The organism is Streptococcus sp. HMSC074B11 (assembly GCF_001808705.1).
Taxonomy (GTDB): Bacteria; Bacillota; Bacilli; order Lactobacillales; family Streptococcaceae; genus Streptococcus.
This window is the reverse complement of sequence record NZ_KV794318.1, coordinates 27,906-46,772: the sequence shown is the minus strand read 5'-3', so window position 1 is coordinate 46,772 and position 18,867 is coordinate 27,906. Positions and strand designations below refer to the sequence as shown.

General features: G+C 41.6%; 18 protein-coding genes. 16 read left to right on the top strand and 2 right to left on the bottom strand.

Features of this window, described 5'->3' with window-relative positions; all coding sequences use genetic code 11:
• Positions 1 to 3,118: ZmpA/ZmpB/ZmpC family metallo-endopeptidase (locus HMPREF2619_RS10630; RefSeq protein ID WP_186821513.1), on the top strand; the 3,118-nt coding region annotated here is incomplete at its 5' end.
• 130 nt (positions 3,119 to 3,248) lie between these two features.
• Here HMPREF2619_RS10630 and HMPREF2619_RS10625 read toward each other — a convergent pair.
• Both HMPREF2619_RS10625 and sstT read right to left on the bottom strand, forming a co-directional pair.
• Positions 3,249 to 4,223, bottom strand: a complete 975-nt coding sequence (locus HMPREF2619_RS10625) for an aromatic acid exporter family protein (RefSeq protein ID WP_070461195.1) — start codon at positions 4,221 to 4,223, stop codon at positions 3,249 to 3,251.
• A 64-nt stretch (positions 4,224 to 4,287) separates the two neighbouring features.
• Positions 4,288 to 5,493, bottom strand: a complete 1,206-nt coding sequence (gene sstT, locus HMPREF2619_RS10620) for a serine/threonine transporter SstT (RefSeq protein WP_070461192.1) — start codon at positions 5,491 to 5,493, stop codon at positions 4,288 to 4,290.
• 151 nt (positions 5,494 to 5,644) lie between these two features.
• Between sstT and HMPREF2619_RS10615 the strand changes: the two genes are divergently transcribed.
• From HMPREF2619_RS10615 to HMPREF2619_RS10545, 15 genes are all read left to right on the top strand, one after another.
• Positions 5,645 to 6,211: a mechanosensitive ion channel family protein gene (locus HMPREF2619_RS10615; RefSeq protein WP_070461189.1), complete on the top strand. Its 567-nt coding sequence runs from the start codon at positions 5,645 to 5,647 to the stop codon at positions 6,209 to 6,211.
• 51 nt (positions 6,212 to 6,262) lie between these two features.
• Positions 6,263 to 7,168 carry a magnesium transporter CorA family protein gene (locus tag HMPREF2619_RS10610; protein WP_045763161.1) on the top strand — a complete coding sequence of 302 codons (906 nt, stop codon included), beginning with the start codon at positions 6,263 to 6,265 and terminating at the stop codon, positions 7,166 to 7,168.
• 16 nt (positions 7,169 to 7,184) lie between these two features.
• Positions 7,185 to 7,712: a YqeG family HAD IIIA-type phosphatase gene (locus HMPREF2619_RS10605; protein ID WP_070461186.1), complete on the top strand. Its 528-nt coding sequence runs from the start codon at positions 7,185 to 7,187 to the stop codon at positions 7,710 to 7,712.
• A 2-nt stretch (positions 7,713 to 7,714) separates the two neighbouring features.
• Positions 7,715 to 8,821, top strand: a complete 1,107-nt coding sequence (gene yqeH / locus HMPREF2619_RS10600; RefSeq protein ID WP_070461183.1) for a ribosome biogenesis GTPase YqeH — start codon at positions 7,715 to 7,717, stop codon at positions 8,819 to 8,821.
• Between the two features lie 211 nt (positions 8,822 to 9,032).
• Positions 9,033 to 9,344, top strand: coding sequence for a ribosome assembly RNA-binding protein YhbY (yhbY, locus tag HMPREF2619_RS10595; protein ID WP_000060171.1), 312 nt, complete (start codon positions 9,033 to 9,035; stop codon positions 9,342 to 9,344).
• Positions 9,345 to 9,395: 51 nt separating this feature from the next.
• Positions 9,396 to 10,025 carry a nicotinate-nucleotide adenylyltransferase gene (locus HMPREF2619_RS10590; RefSeq protein ID WP_070461181.1) on the top strand — a complete coding sequence of 210 codons (630 nt, stop codon included), beginning with the start codon at positions 9,396 to 9,398 and terminating at the stop codon, positions 10,023 to 10,025.
• Positions 10,025 to 10,618, top strand: a complete 594-nt coding sequence (gene yqeK / locus HMPREF2619_RS10585; protein WP_070461178.1) for a bis(5'-nucleosyl)-tetraphosphatase (symmetrical) YqeK — start codon at positions 10,025 to 10,027, stop codon at positions 10,616 to 10,618. Before HMPREF2619_RS10590 ends, yqeK begins: the two co-directional genes overlap by 1 nt.
• The gene (locus HMPREF2619_RS10580) at positions 10,619 to 11,119 is read left to right on the top strand and encodes a cysteine hydrolase family protein (RefSeq protein WP_070461173.1); all 501 of its coding nucleotides are present in this window, start codon (positions 10,619 to 10,621) and stop codon (positions 11,117 to 11,119) included. It abuts the gene before it with no gap.
• Positions 11,120 to 11,131: 12 nt separating this feature from the next.
• Positions 11,132 to 11,485 (top strand): ribosome silencing factor, encoded by a 354-nt coding sequence (rsfS, locus tag HMPREF2619_RS10575; protein WP_049503418.1) that lies wholly within the window; start codon positions 11,132 to 11,134, stop codon positions 11,483 to 11,485.
• 110 nt (positions 11,486 to 11,595) lie between these two features.
• Positions 11,596 to 12,336 (top strand): class I SAM-dependent DNA methyltransferase, encoded by a 741-nt coding sequence (locus HMPREF2619_RS10570; RefSeq protein ID WP_070461201.1) that lies wholly within the window; start codon positions 11,596 to 11,598, stop codon positions 12,334 to 12,336.
• Positions 12,337 to 12,345: 9 nt separating this feature from the next.
• The gene (locus tag HMPREF2619_RS10565; RefSeq protein WP_070461171.1) at positions 12,346 to 13,443 is read left to right on the top strand and encodes a nucleotidyltransferase; all 1,098 of its coding nucleotides are present in this window, start codon (positions 12,346 to 12,348) and stop codon (positions 13,441 to 13,443) included.
• 217 nt (positions 13,444 to 13,660) lie between these two features.
• Positions 13,661 to 15,274: a ribonuclease Y gene (locus HMPREF2619_RS10560; protein ID WP_070461168.1), complete on the top strand. Its 1,614-nt coding sequence runs from the start codon at positions 13,661 to 13,663 to the stop codon at positions 15,272 to 15,274.
• A 136-nt stretch (positions 15,275 to 15,410) separates the two neighbouring features.
• Positions 15,411 to 16,037, top strand: coding sequence for a guanylate kinase (gene gmk, locus HMPREF2619_RS10555; protein ID WP_060956086.1), 627 nt, complete (start codon positions 15,411 to 15,413; stop codon positions 16,035 to 16,037).
• A 24-nt stretch (positions 16,038 to 16,061) separates the two neighbouring features.
• Entirely contained in the window at positions 16,062 to 16,376 is a 315-nt protein-coding gene (rpoZ, locus tag HMPREF2619_RS10550) for a DNA-directed RNA polymerase subunit omega (RefSeq protein WP_007554975.1), read from the top strand.
• An 84-nt stretch (positions 16,377 to 16,460) separates the two neighbouring features.
• The gene (locus HMPREF2619_RS10545; RefSeq protein WP_070461165.1) at positions 16,461 to 18,857 is read left to right on the top strand and encodes a primosomal protein N'; all 2,397 of its coding nucleotides are present in this window, start codon (positions 16,461 to 16,463) and stop codon (positions 18,855 to 18,857) included.
• The last annotated feature ends 10 nt before the right edge of the window (positions 18,858 to 18,867 follow it).

The following is an 18,867-nucleotide window of genomic DNA, read 5'->3' as shown; positions in this document are numbered from 1 at the left end:
CGATGGCAAGGAAACTCGCAAACTGGTTTCCAATGAAATAACAAGAGCCCCGGTTCCAGAAATCATCCTTGTAGGGACTAAAAAAGAGCCTTTGCCTGTACCACAACCAAAAGTTGACACCCAAACAATCCCCTACAAAACAATTTATCAAGCAGATGACAGTCAAGATGTCGGAACTAGGAAGACGAAAATTCATGGAGTCAATGGACAAGTAGAAACTACTACCCGATATACAAGAGATCAAACAAGTGGCCAGATTATAGAGTCTAGTACATCAAAAAACTTGGTGGAAAAGGTAGATGAGGTTGTTCTAGTTGGGACCAAACCAAGTGTAGAAACAAAGGTCATCGCAAATAATACGATATATGAAGCGGACCCGACACTTCCTTATCAAACAGAAAAAGTTGTTGTTCCAGGTAAGGAAGGAAGCGAAAAAACGACTACCACCTACCAAGTAGATACTCAGACAGGTCAGGTTACAGAAAGAGATCACCAAAAAGAAGTAACAGCTCCGATTGATAAGGTAGTGAAGGTCGGAAATGTCGCAACTATCGTGACGCCAATTCCAATCAAGGAGGAACGCCGTCAGGAACCAAGACTTGATAAGGACCTTGAAAAAGTAGAAAGTCAGGGTGAGCCTGGCGAGACCACCACTACCAGAGTTTATGAAGTGAATCCTCAAACAGGTGAATTGCTATCACACACGGAAACAAGTGCTGTGACAAAAGCAATGAAGCCAAAGGTCATCTTGGTGGGAACCAAAGAAAACAAACCTCATCTTCTTCCAGTGAATACGGAGTTAGAAAATGCTATCGATGTACGACCTGCTAGCCAAGGAATGAAGGCTGTGGACCTGCTTTCCAATGCTTACGTGACAAATGCCTTCAGGCCAAATATTCTGGGGCGAGATGTGATTAGTAAGAAGATTGAACTCAAAAAGATCAATCCTACTATTACAGATGAAGAGGTTAAAGAAGTCCTTCGCAAAGAATATCTAGAAAGATTATCTATTAAAGACGCGCTTGAAGAAACGAAAAAGACCCTAGATACAGACCTTAAAAAAGTTGTAGCCAATACCTTGAGTGTGCTCGGAAACACAGCAGAAACCAGAGCTAAGGTTCAGGCAGATTTAGAAGCTAATAAGGAAAAAATTCTCCTAGGTTTAACCTATATCAATCGTTTCTACAATATTGATTTTGGTAAGACCAACATCCGTGATATTCTTGCCTACAATCCAAGTTCCTTTGGCAAGAAGGTGACGTCATTAGAATGGCTAACATCTCTAGGTTCAATGAGCTATGATGAGATGAAGCTGGTCAATAGCCCACGAACATTTGAAACATACTTTGGAAAAGTAACCGATAAGTCAACCTTATTAGACTTCCTTGACTATAACCGAACTACCTTTACAAACATGGATGGTGATACTTGGTTGAAGGATGCTACAAAAGCCATCGTTGTTGAGAAGAAATCCAAAGAGAAGACAGATGAAAATGTCAGTCTCTACACGAAGTTGACCTCTGATCCTGCCAAGTATGGGGCAGAACCTCAACAGATTGATAATCGCAAACAATATAACATGGCTACCCTTCTAGGCCTAGTGAATATCAAGGAACCGAGCATCTATGCCATTACTAATATGGCAACTGTTTCCTACGGAAATATCGGAACTTATATGGATACCTCACTGGCTCAAAGCAATCCTACTCAATATAAGGCTGAATTGGAAAAAGTGAAGGCTCTGGTTGAATTGACGGCTGAGCGTCAGGCTGCTTATGTTGATACGCTTTATAGAATCACTAAAAAAGACAATCAATCAAAACTAGTAACCAACCGTTTGATTGTGGATACTATGAAAAAGTATACTAGCAAGCAAAATGCAGGTATCAAGGAAACCTGGTCCAAGGAGTTTGGTTCAGAGGCGGATAAGGGAGTCAAGGACTTTATGTCTCCGCTAGGCATGTATTCTCCGCCTCAATCAGTAGGTGCTGAGGCAAATGGTGCTGGTGTGCGTTACTTTATTGATAGGGTCTTGGACGATCGAGGGTCAGCGACTTACTCTCATGAAATGACTCACTTGTTGGATCGTACAGTTCTCTTTAACAATTATGGTCGACGGGATGGTACAGGAGCAGAATTCTATGCACGTGGAATCTTTGAAAACTCCTACACTCCGGAAACGGATAGCTACTTTAACTTGAACTTTGTCTATGACGAGAGTGACAAAGACAGTTTCTACAACAAGACACCTGAGCGCTTTAAATCAGCCGCAGATTTGAAAGAATATATGCACGGTAGTTTCGATGTCCTCTATACTTTAGATTATCTAGAAGCTGAGGCAAGTCGAGGATTGTCAGCTGCGGATAAGGCAGTCTACTTCAAGCAACTCTTACCAAGTGCGACAAGTGGTTCAAGAACACCTGTTCCTTATCCAAATCCATCTGTCAAACCAAGCCACCAGAGCGAGGAAATCAAGGCTTTAACCGAGGCAGATGCTAGCAAGCTAGGAGATGTTCATAGTTTGATTGACAATCATATCGTGGTAAATCGCTATATCATTAAAGGATTCACGGCTACAGGGAAAGTAGATGCCAATGGTTATTATACCGTTGATATGTTTGATACGATTTATGGTGTCAACGAAAATGATAAGGGAATGAGTGGTGATATCAGCTTTAGAAAACAAGCCTTTGAACTCATGGCAGCTCTTGGCTATTACGAAGGTTTCGTTCCTTATGTCTCTAATCAGTACAAGCAAGATGCAGAAAAAGAGAATCGTCCCTTGTCAGACCAATACATCTTTGAAAAGATCTTAGCTGGTAAGACCTATGCTCAATTCAAGAAGGAACAAATGGATGAACGGATCGCGAATATCAGTAAATTAAAACCGATTACCATTGACTATAAAGGTAAGCAAGAAGTGATTTCAAGTCCTGAACGAATGAAGCAATTGATGGAAGAAGCGGTAAAAGAAGAACTTGCTCAGATTAAAGCAGGAAATATCAGCCAAAAACAATACCGTTTCATTGAAACTCCTGTTCAGAAGTTGAAAAAAGCTATATATAAAGCCTACCTCAAAGAATCAAATGAGTTTAGAAATTCCATCTATACTTCTTAAGGAAAAGATAAGTCTATCATTAGGAGTTCATAGCAATTTTGCTACTTAGTAAGATTCACTAGTTAGCTAGGTTCGAGACAGAAAAACACCTTTTGAATTGCAAGTTTTCGCAGTTCAAAAGGTGTTTTGTTTATGATGATAGATTGCTTTTTTCTTCAGAATAGCGTTGATAGAAGTCAACTTTCAGTTGAATAAAGTTTTCCAATTCGCGCAGGAGTTGAAGTAAGGTTGCGCGTGTTTCAAATTCTTCCCTTGTTTTAGGGAGATTGCGATTGCGAAATACTTGCAGGTAGCTTTCAATATCATTTAATAAATCGTTGGCAGGATTGGTCTGGCTGAGTTGATCTGCAATTTTAGCGAATAGCTGGGCAAGGATTAGGCTTTCGCTTGCGGCTAGATTACAGGTGTTGATTTGCTGGGCCATATTACGAAGAATGCGACTCTGTCTCTGTCTCATTTCGAAATAGTGGATATGATAGTCGGTCTGATGAAAGAGGTGGTCAGAGTGATCAAGATAGACCAGTTTGAGAGCTTCTTCAAGAAGCTGATCCAGTTCTTCAACGAGTTGGGCACGGTTACGACCATCGCCCTTTCCAAGATAATATTCAAAACGTTGTAGGATGTGTTTGAGTTTTTCTTCTACCTTGAGATGATAGAGATGGATTTCTTCTTGCCGAGAAGGCATGTAAAGATTGACAGTCAAGGCGAATCCCGTACCGATCAGAAATAGGAGGAGTTCATTCACTAGCAGATCTGGTGATGTTGACTTCTGAACCAAGAGATGACTGACTAGGACACTACTCGGGGTAATACCAATCTCCCAGCCCAGTTTATAGGCTAGAGGGACATAGAGGGCCAAATAGAGACCAAAACTCCAGATGTGGTAGCCAGTCATTTGAAAGGAAAGGACACCAATGAAAAGAGCAAGAAGGGTTGAAAATAAACGATTGCGAGCTAGTTTAATGGTGCTTCGACGGGTATCCGATAAGCTCAATAGGGCAATGATACCAGCGGACACTGCTGAAGATAAATCCAGAAAGTTGGCTAGAACACAGGCCAAACAGGTTGCCAGAACGAGTTTAAAAGTACGTTGGGTGATAGACATGAGACATTTCCTAAAGTAATTGATAGAAACCAGACAAAACAAGCCCTAAATAGGCTTGCCTTGATTATTTATTGCGAGCAGAGGAAAATTCAGCTACTGCTGTAAAGAGGACATCTGTTGAAGAGTTGAGGGCAGTTTCACAAGAGTCTTGGATAACACCGATAACGAAACCTACACCTACAACCTGCATAGCGATATCATTGGTAATCCCAAAGAGACTGCAGGCAACTGGGATAAGTAGGAGAGAACCTCCAGCAATTCCTGAAGCACCGCAGGCAGAGATGGCTGCAACGATACTGAGTACAAAGGCTGTTGCAAAATCAACTGAGATTCCAAGGGTATTGACAGCTGCTAGGGTTAAGATATTGATAGTGACAGCAGCTCCAGCCATATTGATAGTTGATCCAAGTGGGATAGAGACAGAATAGGTATCTGGATTGAGACCTAGATCCTCACAAAGTTTCATATTAACAGGGATATTTGCAGCTGAGCTTCGAGTGAAAAAGGCTGTGACTCCGCTGATACGCAAACATTTCCAAACAAGTGGATAAGGATTTTTCTTGATAAAGAGAAAAGCAATCAGAGGATTGATCACTAGGGCAACGAAAACCATAGTGGCAATCAAAAGTCCGAGTAAGATTCCGTAATTTGCTAAACTCGCAATACCTTGTCCAGAGATGGTTTCGAAGACTAATCCGAGGATACCAAATGGCGCAAGGTTAATGATCCATTCGACGATTTTTGAAGTCACACTGGCCATTGTTTTGAGTAGTTCCTTGCTATTTTTGCTAGCTTCACGCATGGCAACTCCAAAGACGATAGCCCAAGACAAAATTCCGATATAGTTAGCTCCGATGATGGCGTTGACAGGATTGTCCACTATTTTCAGTAGGAGATTACTGAGGACTTGTCCGATGCCGTCTGGAGGAGTAACTTCTGTACTAGCACTACTCAAGACCATCTGAACAGGGAAGAGAAAGCTAGCCAAAACTGCTACAAGAGCCGCAGCAAAAGTCCCCAGCAAATAGAGGAAAATGACTTTTTTCATATTGCTATCTTGGCCTTTCTGGTGTTGGGAAAGGGCGTTAGCGACTAAAGCAAAAACCAGGATAGGGGCAATGGCCTTTAGTCCTCCTACAAATAAATCTCCCAATAAACCGATGCCAGTTAGATTAGGAACGAGTAGACCTAGAATAGCTCCTAAGGTCATTCCAATTCCGATCCGTTTGATCAGATTTGTTTTGTTCCAAGCACGAATAATTCTTTTCATAGAGGTCTCCTTTTTTGTGTATTGTTTATGATTATAGTATAAATATGCTTGAAAAGCAAGTGAGTTATAAGTTTTGTTGGAATAAATGAATATTTATGAAAAGGATGGCGAGGAAGGATTTATGGTATAATGAATAGAAAAGGAGTTTTATATGCAAGAATTTTTTCAACGTTATCTGGATAAATTAGATGTAACAACTGTTTTAGAGAATCTCTTAACCAAGGTGATTTCCCTTTTGCTACTGATTCTTATCTTTTATATTGTCAAAAAGTTTCTCCATGCTGCTGTAAGAAAGATTGTTAAACCTTCACTTAAGTTTTCAAATCGAGATGCTGGTAGACAAAAGACCATTTCTCGTTTGCTTGAGAATATTTTTAACTATATCCTTTATTTTTTCTTGATTTACTGTATCTTGTCTATCTTAGGGTTGCCTGTTTCTAGCTTGCTTGCAGGTGCGGGGATTGCTGGGGTGGCCATCGGTATGGGAGCACAAGGTTTTCTATCAGATGTCATCAATGGCTTCTTTATTCTCTTTGAGCGCCAGTTGGACGTTGGAGATGAGGTTGTCTTGACTAACGGCCCAATTACCGTATCGGGGAAAGTCGTTAGTGTAGGAATTCGGACAACTCAACTGCGAAGTGATGACCAAGCTCTTCATTTTGTTCCTAATCGGAATATCACCGTCGTTAGCAATTTTTCAAGAAAAGACGAGGACTGAAATTTTACCTGATTTATGGTACAATGGAAAGAGTTTGGTAAAGGAGAAACGATGTTTTTAGATAAGCAGTTAGGGAATGGTTGCACCTGGATTAATCTAGATGTGGAAATCATCAAAAATCTTGAAGATTTATCTGAAATCTATGGATTGGATAAAGAAACCATCGAGTATGCGCTGGATAGAAACGAACGGGCCCACATGGATTATAACCGTGAAAATGGGACAGTGACCTTTATCTACAACGTTCTTGACTTAGAAAGGGACAAGGAATACTATGAAGCCATTCCTATGACCTTTATCGTAGAAAAGCAACGAATGATTACCATCAGCAATCATAAGAATGCTTATGTCATTGATCAGATGCTAGGCTATCTTGAAAATCATGAAATCATTTCAATCTACAAGTTTCTATTTGCCGGTTTAGAGCTTATCAGCAATGCTTATTATCCTGTCATTGAACAGATGGATAAAAGCAAGGATGAAATCAGTGCCTTGTTGCGTCAAACAACCACTAAAAAAAATCTTTTTGCCCTCTCTGACTTGGAAACTGGTATGGTTTACTTGACAGCTGCGGCTAAACAAAATCGCCTCCTCTTGGAACATATCCAAGGACACGCGCTTTATCGGAACTTTAACGAAGTGGAAAGAGAGCAGTTTGATGATGCTATGATTGAAGCCCATCAGTTGGTGTCCATGACAGATTTGATTTCTCAAGTCTTGCAACAACTCTCCGCTTCTTACAACAACATCCTAAACAATAACCTGAATGATAGTTTGACAATTTTGACCATTATCTCCGTCTTACTAGCAGTCCTTGCGGTTATTACAGGTTTTTTCGGAATGAATGTTCCTCTACCATTTACAGAAGAGCCCAATGCTTGGATTTATATCTTAATAGCTAGCTTGATTTTATGGGCAGCCTTATCTCAATGGCTGAAGAAAATTACTAGAAAATAAAAGAGAAGGAGCCAGAATGGCGATTGAAAATTACATGCCAGATTTTGCTGTGGAAGCAGTTTATGATCTGACAGTTCAAAGCCTGCAAAAACAGGGAATCAAAGCTGTTTTGGTGGATTTGGACAATACCCTGATTGCTTGGAATAATCCAGATGGAACAGTAGAGATGAAGCAATGGTTGCATGATCTGCGTGATGCTGGGATACGTATCATTGTGGTATCCAACAATACTCCCAAACGTGTCAAACGAGCAGTTGAAAAATTTGATATTGACTATGTTTACTGGGCACTGAAGCCCTTTACTTTAGGAATTAACCGTGCCATGAAACATTTCCACTATGAAAAAGACCAAGTGGTCATGGTTGGCGACCAGCTGATGACGGATATTCGAGCAGCCCATCGAGCAGGTATTCGCTCGATTTTGGTTAAACCATTAGTTCAACATGACTCTATTAAGACTCAGATTAACCGAGCTCGTGAGCGTCGTATGATGAGAAAAATCGCTGAAAAGTACGGCCCTATTACTTATAAAAAAGGAATCTAATTATGGAAGAAATTCTCTGTATTGGTTGTGGAGCAACCATTCAGACGGAAGATAAGACTGGTTTAGGTTTTACACCTCAGTCAGCACTTGAAAAAGGTTTGGAAACTGGAGAAGTTTATTGCCAGCGTTGTTTCCGTCTTCGTCATTATAATGAAATCACAGATGTGCAGTTGACGGATGATGATTTCCTCAAACTCTTGCATGAGGTGGGAGATAGCGATGCCTTGGTGGTCAATGTCATTGATATCTTTGACTTCAATGGCTCTGTTATTCCAGGTTTGCCACGTTTCGTGTCGGGCAATGATGTGCTCTTGGTTGGAAATAAAAAAGATATCCTACCTAAGTCAGTGAAACTTGGTAAGATTAGCCAGTGGCTGATGGAGCGTGCTCACGAAGAAGGCTTGCGTCCAGTCGATGTCGTCTTGACTTCAGCACAAAACAAGCATGCCATTAGAGAAGTAATCGACAAGATTGAGCACTACCGTAAGGGACGTGACGTCTATGTTGTCGGCGTGACCAATGTTGGTAAATCAACCCTCATCAACGCCATTATCCAGGAAATCACGGGTGACCAGAACGTCATCACAACTTCACGCTTCCCAGGAACAACCTTGGATAAGATTGAAATCCCACTCGATGATGGTTCTTATATCTACGATACTCCAGGAATTATCCATCGTCACCAGATGGCTCACTACTTGACTGCTAAAAATCTCAAGTATGTCAGTCCTAAAAAGGAAATCAAACCAAAAACCTATCAGCTAAACCCTGAACAAACCCTATTTTTAGGTGGATTGGGACGCTTTGACTTTATTGCAGGAGAAAAGCAAGGTTTTACAACCTTCTTTGACAATGAACTCAAACTTCATCGTACCAAGCTAGAGGGAGCTAGTGCCTTTTACGACAAGCACCTTGGAACCCTCCTTACACCACCAAATAACAAGGAAAAAGATGATTTTCCAAAACTAGTCCAACATGTCTTTACTATCAAGGATAAGACTGACCTAGTTATCTCAGGCCTAGGCTGGATCCGTGTAACAGGAACTGCCAAAGTAGCCGTCTGGGCACCAGAAGGCGTCGCCGTCGTCACAAGAAAAGCAATTATTTAAAATAAAATCACCGAGCGAACAAAGTGAGCTCATAAAAAGATAGTTATTGCCGTGGTGTGATTGCCAATCTTTAGATTGGCAAGGGGCACAATTGAGACCTAGGCTCAATTGTGAGGTCAGGAAATCCATTTTTCAAAGATGAAATCATTGAAAAAATAGTTCCGACCGTCCCTCACCACCTAAAATAACTATCAAAAAAGGAAGAAAGAATATGTCATTAACATCAAAACAACGTGCCTTCCTCAACAGCCAGGCACACACCCTCAAACCCATCATCCAAATCGGGAAAAATGGTCTCAACGACCAAATCAAAACCAGCGTTCGTCAGGCACTTGATGCTCGTGAATTGATCAAGGTTACTCTCTTACAAAACACAGACGAAAATATCCACGAAGTAGCCGAAATCTTGGAAGAAGAAATCGGTGTGGATACAGTCCAAAAAATCGGACGCATCTTGATTTTGTATAAACAATCAAGCAAGAAAGAAAATCGCAAGATTTCTAAAAAAGTTAAAGAAATCTAAGAACGATACTCCCAAAAGCTGTTTTTACAGAAGACTAAAGGAGATTAACCTATGGCAATTGAATTATTAACTCCCTTTACCAAAGTGGAGTTAGAGCCAGAAATCAAGGATAAAAAACGCAAACAAGTCGGTATCTTGGGTGGAAATTTTAATCCCGTTCATAATGCCCATCTGATTGTTGCAGATCAAGTGCGCCAACAGTTGGGATTGGACCAGGTTCTGCTCATGCCTGAATACCAACCACCTCACGTAGATAAAAAGGAAACCATTCCTGAACCCCACCGTCTCAAAATGCTTGAATTGGCTATCGAAGGAATCGAAGGTTTAGCTATTGAGACAATCGAGCTAGAACGCAAGGGAGTTTCCTACACCTACGACACCATGAAGCTTTTAACAGAGAAGAATCCAGATACAGATTATTATTTCATTATCGGTGCCGATATGGTAGACTATCTGCCTAAGTGGTATAGAATTGACGAATTGGTCGATTTGGTTCAGTTTGTGGGGGTTCAGCGTCCACGTTACAAGGCAGGGACTTCTTATCCAGTTATCTGGGTGGATGTGCCTCTCATGGATATTTCATCCAGCATGGTGCGTGATTTCATCGCCCAAGGACGCACACCTAACTTTCTCCTACCTAAGCCTGTACTAGACTATATCGAGAAAGAAGGGCTTTACTGATGGCATACCAGGACTATATAAACTGTTCCCGTGAGGAATTATTGGAAAAAATGGCAGAGCTTCTACCCGAGAAGCGGTTGACCCATTGTTTGGGTGTGGAGCGCGCAGCCATTGAACTTGCAGAACGATTCGGAGTGGATGCCGAGAAAGCAGGTCTAGCAGGTCTTCTTCATGACTATGCTAAAAAACTGTCAGATCAGGAATTTATAGACTTGATTGACCGTTATCAGCTAGACCCTGACCTTAAAAACTGGGGCAATAATGTCTGGCATGGCATGGTAGGAATTTACAAGATTCAGGAAGATTTAGATTTGAAAGATCTTGAAATTTTGCGTGCAATAGAAATTCATACAGTTGGAGCTGGTCAGATGACGGACCTTGACAAGGTTATCTACGTCGCAGACTATATCGAGCACAATCGTGCCTTTCCAGGAGTGGATGAGGCTCGTGAGATTGCAAGTTTGTCACTCAATAAGGCAGTAGCCTTTGAAACAGCTCGTACTGTAGAGCATTTGGCTCATCAGGGATTCCCTATCTATCCCCAAACCCTTGAAACCTATAACACCTATGTGCACTATTTGAAAGAGGATTAAATGAAGACGGTTTTTATCATTATTGATGTACAAAATATTTTAGTGGAAACAGGTTTTAAGACAGAAAGTCTATTGGAAAAAATTTCTTATTTACAAGATCAGGCTAGAAGTAAGAATATCGAAATTATCTATGTTCAACATATTGATAGTCCAGAAGCTCAAACATCGAAAGATTGGCAACTATCTGCGCTTTTAAATCGAAAACCTGATGAAAAGGTCTTTCAGAAGAAGTATAATAGTATTTTCAAAGAAACTGGCTTAAAAGAATACTTGGATAAACAGGGGATTGAAAAATTAGTTTTATGTGGTATGCAGACTGAATATTGTGTGGATACCTCTGTCAAAGTTGCCTTTGAATATGGCTATAAGCTGATTATTCCAGCAGGCGCTGTCACAACCTTTGATGGGGATGACATTCCAGCTGAAACGATCAATGAATTTTATGAGGACATTTGGGAGGAGCGCTTTGCAGATGTCCTAGATTACAAACATATTTTCTAGAAAGAGGATTAAATGAACGAAAAAGAACTACTAGAACTAGTCGTGAAAGCGGCTGATGAGAAACGTGCCGAGGACATTCTCGCACTCGATGTACAAGATTTGACTAGCGTGACAGATTACTTTGTCATCACGAGCTCAATGAATAGCCGTCAGTTGGACGCTATCGCTGACAATATCCGTGAAAAAGTAGCTGAAGCTGGCTTTAAAGGTAGCCATGTTGAAGGCGATGCAGCTGGAGGCTGGGTCCTATTAGACCTCGGTGGTGTCGTAGTGCATATCTTTTCAGAAGAAATGCGTGCCCACTATAACCTAGAAAAACTATGGCATGAGGCAAATTCTGTAGACATTTCAGAAGCCTTAGCATAGAAGATGAACTCAGTTGTAATCAACTGGGTTTTATTTGCTTATGTTAGAAGAAAATTGTTAGAAAGGTAAGGGCTAGTGGTGTTTACCATGGGGCTCTTGGTATCATGATTATGGCAACTTATGAAACTTTTGCGGCGGTCTATGATGCGGTTATGGATGATAGTTTATACGACAAATGGACGAACTTTTCTCTGCGTCATTTACCTAAAACCAAGGACAGAAAGAAACTATTGGAGCTTGCTTGTGGAACAGGAATTCAATCAGTGCGCTTCTCTCAGGCTGGTTTTGATGTGACTGGACTTGATTTGAGTGCGGATATGTTGAAGATTGCCGAAAAGAGAGCGGCTTCAGCCAAGCAAAAGATTGATTTCATTGAAGGCAATATGCTGGATTTATCCAAGGCTGGTCAATACGACTTTGTCACGTGTTACTCGGACTCAATCTGTTACATGCAGGATGAAGTGGAAGTTGGGGACGTTTTTAAAGAAGTCTATAATGCCCTCAATGAAGATGGTGTTTTTATCTTTGATGTGCATTCGACTTACCAGACAGATGAGGTCTTCCCAGGCTATTCCTACCATGAAAACGCCGAAGACTTTGCCATGCTTTGGGATACCTATGAGGACGATGCTCCTCACTCCATAGTGCATGAACTGACCTTCTTTGTCAAGGAGGCAGATGGTTCCTTTAGCCGTCATGATGAGGTACATGAGGAACGGACTTACGAGGTCTTGACCTATGATATCTTGCTGGAACAGGCTGGTTTCAAATCCTTCAAACTCTTTGCGGACTTTGAAGACAAGGAGCCAACAGAAACCAGTACCCGTTGGTTTTTTGTCGCTCAGAAGTAGGAGATTTCCATGACCATTACAGGTATTATCGCGGAGTTCAATCCCTTTCATAATGGCCACAAATACCTGCTGGACCAGTCGGAGGGACTGAAAATCGTTGCCATGTCTGGGAATTTCATGCAGCGTGGGGAGCCTGCTATCGTGGATAAGTGGATACGGGCTCAGATGGCGCTGGAAAATGGGGCGGACTTAGTGGTAGAATTGCCCTTTTTAGCCAGTGTCCAAGCAGCAGATTTTTTCGGTCAAGGTGCAGTGGCTATCTTGGCTCGTTTTGGGATTAACACCCTTGCTTTCGGGACAGAGGAAGTTCTGGATTATCAGAAAATTGCAGACCTATACTCAGAACGTGGTCAAGAGATGGAGAAATTTGTGGATAACTTACCTGATTCTCTTTCTTACCCTCAGAAAACGCAAGCTATGTGGAAGGAATTTACAGGTCTTGATTTTTCAGGCAATACGCCCAATCATGTCCTTGCTCTCGCTTATGCCAAGGCAGTTTCAGGACGAAATATCAGACTTCATCCGATTCAGCGTCAAGGAGCCGGCTATCATTCTGTGAACAAGGATGTAGACTTTGCCTCGGCCACAGCTCTCCGTCAGCACCAATCAGATCAAGATTTCTTAGAACGCTTTATGCCTTCTGTTACTCTTTTTGAGCAGGCGAGTAAGGTGAGTTGGGATAACTATTTTCCACTTTTACGCTATCAAATCTTGTCAAATCCAGATTTAAGTACTATTTATCAGGTCAATCAAGAAATGGCTGTACGCATCAAGGATGCCATCAAGATAGCCCGGTCTGTTGACGAATTGGTCGAGGTGGTTGCTACCAAACGGTACACCAAAGCGCGTGTCAGACGCCTCTTGACCTATATCCTGGTACAGACCAGAGAAAGTAACTTGCCAGAAGCCATCCATGTCCTTGGCTTTACTGAAAAAGGCAGACAACATCTCAAGTCTCTGAAAGGACAGGTCAATCTAGTCAGCCGAATTGGCAAAGAACCTTGGGATGCTATGACTCAAAAGGCAGACCAAATTTATCAACTGGGACACCCAAGTATCGCAGAACAAAATTATGGTCGAGTGCCAATTAAAATCGAATCAAACTAAGTCTACTGAGAGGTAGGCTTTTTAACTTATTTTTTTCTAAAAAAATCTTTAAAAGTTTAATAAGGGAGAATAGCCTATTTTATTAGGAAAAATAAGGATTTTTAGCCTTGAAATGACCAAAACAACTTCAAATTAAGGTTTGTTAAAAATGATTTTTTATGGTAGAATGTATAAGAATGCATATCATTCGGATAAACAAATAAATTGAGGTAAAAACATGGAAATTATGGCGATTGTTATCGTTGTTTTTGCCGTCATCATTGGTTTAGTCATTGGATATGTCAGCATCTCAGTCAAGATGAAATCATCACAAGAGGCTGCAGAGCTGATGCTTTTAAATGCTGAACAAGAAGCAACTAATTTACGAGGACAAGCTGAGCGCGAAGCGGATTTATTACTCAATGAAGCTAAGAGCGAAAGCAAGTCTCTTAAAAAAGAAGCACTATTGGAGGCCAAAGAAGAAGCCAGAAAATACCGTGAAGAAGTGGACGCTGAATTTAAATCAGAACGTCAAGAACTCAAGCAGATCGAAAGTCGTTTGACCGAACGTGCTAGCAGTCTTGATCGTAAAGATGACAATTTGACGAACAAAGAAAAAACACTTGAACAAAAAGAACAAAGTATTTCTGATAGAGCAAAAAACCTTGATGTACGTGAAGAGCAACTAGAAGAAATTGAGAAACAAAAGCAAGCTGAACTAGAGCGTATTGGAACTCTGACTCAGTCGGAAGCAAAAGACATTATCTTGGCCCAGACAGAGGAAAACTTGACTAAGGAAATTGCTAGTCGCATTCGTGAGGCTGAGCAAGAAGTTAAGGAACGTTCAGACAAATTGGCTAAGGATATCTTGTCTCAAGCCATGCAGAGAATTGCTGGTGAGTATGTAGCTGAGTCTACCAACTCTACAGTTCATCTGCCTGATGATACCATGAAAGGTCGTATCATTGGTCGTGAAGGGCGTAATATTCGTACCTTTGAAAGTTTGACAGGGGTTGATGTTATCATTGACGACACTCCAGAAGTGGTAACCTTGTCAGGTTTTGATCCTATCCGTCGCGAGATTGCCCGTATGACGATGGAAACTTTGCTTAAGGATGGACGTATCCACCCAGCTCGTATCGAAGAGTTGGTTGAGAAAAATCGTCAAGAGATTGACAATAAGATTCGTGAATATGGTGAAGCCGCAGCCTATGAAATTGGTGCACCAAACCTTCACCCAGACTTGATGAAGATCATGGGACGCTTGCAGTTCCGTACTTCATACGGACAAAATGTCTTGCGTCATTCGATTGAAGTTGCTAAGTTGGCTGGTATCATGGCCAGCGAACTTGGTGAAAATGCTACCCTTGCTCGTCGTGCGGGATTCCTCCACGATATTGGTAAAGCCATTGACCGTGAAGTAGAAGGTAGCCACGTTGAGATTGGTACTGAATTGGCGCGCAAGTACAAGGAACACCCAGTTGTGGTGAATACTATTGCCAGTCACCACGGAGATGTAGAACCTGAAAGTGTGATCGCAGTCATTGTTGCTGCGGCGGATGCATTGAGTGCTGCCCGTCCAGGAGCTCGTAGTGAGTCACTCGAAAGCTACATCAAACGTCTCCATGATCTTGAAGAAATTGCTAATAGCTTTGAAGGTGTTCAAAATAGCTTTGCCCTTCAAGCTGGTCGCGAAATCCGCATTATGGTAAATCCAGGTCAAATCAAAGATGACAAGGTCACAATCTTGGCTCATAAAGTTCGTGAGAAAATTGAAAACAATCTCGATTACCCAGGAAATATCAAGGTAACCGTGATTCGTGAACTTCGTGCAGTTGATTATGCAAAATAAATAAGAAAGAGCAGTTGAAAAATTACTGCTTTTTTGTTACACTAGATAGAAAGATTGTAGCGAGCAGAAATGGCTTTAGATATATAATCTTACAGAAATTTTCAAGTCATTTCACAAACTATCCAAAGGAGATATAATGGCAGACCGAGGCTTACTAATCGTTTTTTCAGGTCCTTCAGGAGTTGGAAAAGGAACGGTTAGACGAGAAATTTTTGAGAGTTCTGAAAATCAATTTCAATATTCTGTATCTATGACAACGCGGGCGCAACGTCCAGGTGAAGTAGACGGAGTTGACTATTTCTTCCGTACGCGTGAAGAATTCGAAGAATTGATCCGTCAAGGACAGATGTTAGAGTATGCAGAGTATGTCGGTAACTACTACGGTACTCCTCTGACTTATGTTAATGAAACACTTGATAAGGGAATCGATGTCTTTCTTGAAATTGAAGTGCAGGGAGCTCTTCAGGTCAAGAAAAAAGTTCCAGATGCTGTCTTTATCTTTTTGACACCACCAGATTTGGAAGAATTGCAAGACCGTCTCGTAGGCCGAGGTACAGATAGCGCAGAAGTAATTGCTCAGCGTATCGAAAAAGCCAAGGAAGAAATTGCTTTGATGCGTGAGTATGACTACGCTATTGTCAATGACCATGTTTCTCTTGCCGCAGAACGTGTCAAACGTGTCATTGAAGCAGAACATTTCCGTGTAGACCGCGTGATTGGTCACTATCAGGATATGCTACCAAAGTCTCCGACTATTCGATAAACTATAGAAAACAGGTACAAACAAATGATGCTTAAACCCTCTATTGATACCTTACTTGACAAGGTACCATCAAAATATTCACTCGTAATCTTGGAAGCAAAACGTGCTCACGAATTGGAAGCTGGAGCACCTCCAACTCAAGAATTCAAATCTGTAAAATCTACGCTTCGTGCCTTGGAAGAAATTGAATCAGGGAATGTAACCATTCATCCAGATCCAGAAGGAAAACGCGAAGCTGTTCGCCGTCGTATCGAAGAAGAAAGACGATTGAAAGAAGAAGAAGAAAAGAAAATCAAAGAGCAAATCGCGAAAGAAAAAGAAGAAGGTGAAAAAATTTAAGGTTGGGGGGACTCAATCTTATTTTTTCTATTGCAAGAATACTCAATCAATTAAAAGGATTTAAGAAGAGAAGGAGGTGAGGATATGGCCATTGCAAAAATCATTGTGGATGTTCCCTTGATGCAGACAGACCAGCCCTATAGCTACAAAATTCCTGAGGAATTTGAGGGGATGCTGGAAGTCGGCATGCGAGTTCATGTACCTTTTGGAAAGGCCAATCGCTTGATTCAGGGAATTGTTCTTGGAATGGAGTCTCAATCTGATGCAGATGTGGCAGACGAAGATTTGAAAGAGATTGCAGAGGTACTTGACTTTTCTCCAGTTCTAACAGAGGAACAACTCTGGCTAGCAGAGGAGTTACGTAAATCAGTCTTCTCCTACAAAATTTCCATTCTAAAAGCTATGCTCCCTGGATTTTTGAATTCTAGCTATGATAAAATCCTCTATCCTCTGAAAGGCTTAAGTCAAGAAGATAGAGACCGTTTGTTTGGTTCGCAGGAGTCTCTAGCATTTTCATCTCTAGACATAGAAAAGCAGGCTGAGATGATGCGATTGACTCGAAAAGGTCTCTTGAGGCTAGAGTATCAGGCTGTAGACCAGAAGAAGGTCAAAACGCAGTCTTGGGTTGAAGTGAATCTTGATAAATTAGAAAAGCTAGAAATCTCAAACCGTGCCAAGAAGAAATTGGAACTGCGAGATTATTTATTAGCTCATCCTGAAACAGTTCCTTTGGCTACTTTGTTAGAACATTACTCACGGGAACAAGTCAATTTCTTTGTGGAACAGGGTGCTTTGACGATTTTTCAAAAGGAAGTTCAACGCTCAGCTGCTTATTTTGAAGGAATCGAGTCGAATCAAGCCTTAGAGTTAAATCAAGAGCAAAAAGTAGCCTGTGAGGCAGTTGTTGGAGCGATTGGGAAGCAATATCCTCCCTTTCTGCTTCAAGGAATTACAGGAAGTGGTAAAACCGAGGTTTACCTGCAGATTATCCAAGGTGCCCTGGATATGGGAAAAACAGCGATTGTTCTAGTTCCGGAAATCTCTCTGACACCTCAAATGACCGAGCGATTTATTGCTCGTTTTGGTGAGCAAGTTGCCATCCTCCACTCAGGCTTGTCCAATGGTGAAAAGTATGATGAGTGGCGCAAGGTGGAGCGTGGAGATGCTCAGGTAGTTGTTGGGGCCAGGTCTGCTATTTTTGCCCCTTTGAAAAATCTAGGTGTTATCATTATCGATGAAGAGCATGAGGCTAGTTATAAGCAAGACAGCAATCCTCGTTATCATGCTAGAGATGTGGCTCTTTTACGAGCTCAGTACAATCAAGCTGCCCTAGTCCTTGGTTCTGCAACACCGAGTCTAGAGAGTCGTGCGCGTGCTGGCAAGGGTGTCTATCAGCATCTACGCCTGACTAAACGTGCCAATCCTTTAGCAAGTATTCCTGAAGTTCAACTGATTGACTTCCGTGACTATATCGGGCAGAATGAAACATCAAACTTTACACCACCACTGATTGAGGCCATTCAAGATCGACTGGATAAAAAAGAGCAAGTGGTTCTCATGCTCAACCGCCGTGGCTATTCTAGTTTTGTTATGTGTCGGGAATGTGGGACTGTTGATACCTGTCCAAACTGTGATATTTCCTTGACGCTACACATGGATACTAAAACCATGAACTGCCATTATTGTGGATTTTCTAAGGAAATTCCTCATGTTTGTCCAAACTGTCAGAGTCGTAGTATTCGTTACTATGGAACAGGGACCCAGAAGGCCTACGATGAGCTGGCTGAACTCTTTCCAGAGGCACGTATTCTGCGCATGGATGTGGATACAACTCGCAAAAAAGGTTGTCACCAAGCACTTCTTGAGCAGTTTGGCAAGGGTGAAGCGGATATTCTTCTGGGAACCCAGATGATTGCCAAGGGCTTGGACTTTCCAAATGTGACCTTGGTTGGTGTTCTCAATGCGGATACAGCCTTGAACCTGCCTGATTTCCGTTCTTCTGAGAGAACCTTCCAACTCTTGACCCAGGTGGCAGGTCGCGCTGGTCGTGCTGAAAAAGCAGGTCAGGTCTTGATTCAGTCTTATAATCCTCAGCATTATGCCATTCGATTCGCAAAGGATCAGGATTACGAAGGTTTCTATGTCTATGAAATGGGCATCAGACGTCAGTTGGGTTATCCACCTTATTATTTCACTATTGGAATCACCTTATCTCATAAAAAAGAAGAAGAGGTTCTTAGACGTGCTTATGAAGTCATGGAGATTTTGCGGTCAGGTTTATCGGATGCTAGTGTAATTCTAGGTCCGACGCCAAAACCTATCGCTCGTACTCATAACCTCTATCATTATCAGATTTTAATTAAATATCGTTTAGAAGATGAGCTAGGGCCAACCCTCAACCAGGTCTTAGCCTTGACTCAAGAACGGGAAAATAGTGAGCTCCGTCTCAGCATTGACCATGAGCCACAGCAATTTTTATAAGAAGGAGAAG

Bases quoted from the DNA above. Each gene is read 5' to 3' on its own strand.
- HMPREF2619_RS10625 (WP_070461195.1), bottom strand. From the start codon at position 4,223: ATGTCTATCACCCAACGTACTTTTAAACTCGTTCTGGCAACCTGTTTG.
- sstT (WP_070461192.1), bottom strand. From the start codon at position 5,493: ATGAAAAGAATTATTCGTGCTTGGAACAAAACAAATCTGATCAAACGG.
- HMPREF2619_RS10615 (WP_070461189.1), top strand. From the start codon at position 5,645: ATGCAAGAATTTTTTCAACGTTATCTGGATAAATTAGATGTAACAACT.
- HMPREF2619_RS10610 (WP_045763161.1), top strand. From the start codon at position 6,263: ATGTTTTTAGATAAGCAGTTAGGGAATGGTTGCACCTGGATTAATCTA.
- HMPREF2619_RS10605 (WP_070461186.1), top strand. From the start codon at position 7,185: ATGGCGATTGAAAATTACATGCCAGATTTTGCTGTGGAAGCAGTTTAT.
- yqeH (WP_070461183.1), top strand. From the start codon at position 7,715: ATGGAAGAAATTCTCTGTATTGGTTGTGGAGCAACCATTCAGACGGAA.
- yhbY (WP_000060171.1), top strand. From the start codon at position 9,033: ATGTCATTAACATCAAAACAACGTGCCTTCCTCAACAGCCAGGCACAC.
- HMPREF2619_RS10590 (WP_070461181.1), top strand. From the start codon at position 9,396: ATGGCAATTGAATTATTAACTCCCTTTACCAAAGTGGAGTTAGAGCCA.
- yqeK (WP_070461178.1), top strand. From the start codon at position 10,025: ATGGCATACCAGGACTATATAAACTGTTCCCGTGAGGAATTATTGGAA.
- HMPREF2619_RS10580 (WP_070461173.1), top strand. From the start codon at position 10,619: ATGAAGACGGTTTTTATCATTATTGATGTACAAAATATTTTAGTGGAA.
- rsfS (WP_049503418.1), top strand. From the start codon at position 11,132: ATGAACGAAAAAGAACTACTAGAACTAGTCGTGAAAGCGGCTGATGAG.
- HMPREF2619_RS10570 (WP_070461201.1), top strand. From the start codon at position 11,596: ATGGCAACTTATGAAACTTTTGCGGCGGTCTATGATGCGGTTATGGAT.
- HMPREF2619_RS10565 (WP_070461171.1), top strand. From the start codon at position 12,346: ATGACCATTACAGGTATTATCGCGGAGTTCAATCCCTTTCATAATGGC.
- HMPREF2619_RS10560 (WP_070461168.1), top strand. From the start codon at position 13,661: ATGGAAATTATGGCGATTGTTATCGTTGTTTTTGCCGTCATCATTGGT.
- gmk (WP_060956086.1), top strand. From the start codon at position 15,411: ATGGCAGACCGAGGCTTACTAATCGTTTTTTCAGGTCCTTCAGGAGTT.
- rpoZ (WP_007554975.1), top strand. From the start codon at position 16,062: ATGATGCTTAAACCCTCTATTGATACCTTACTTGACAAGGTACCATCA.
- HMPREF2619_RS10545 (WP_070461165.1), top strand. From the start codon at position 16,461: ATGGCCATTGCAAAAATCATTGTGGATGTTCCCTTGATGCAGACAGAC.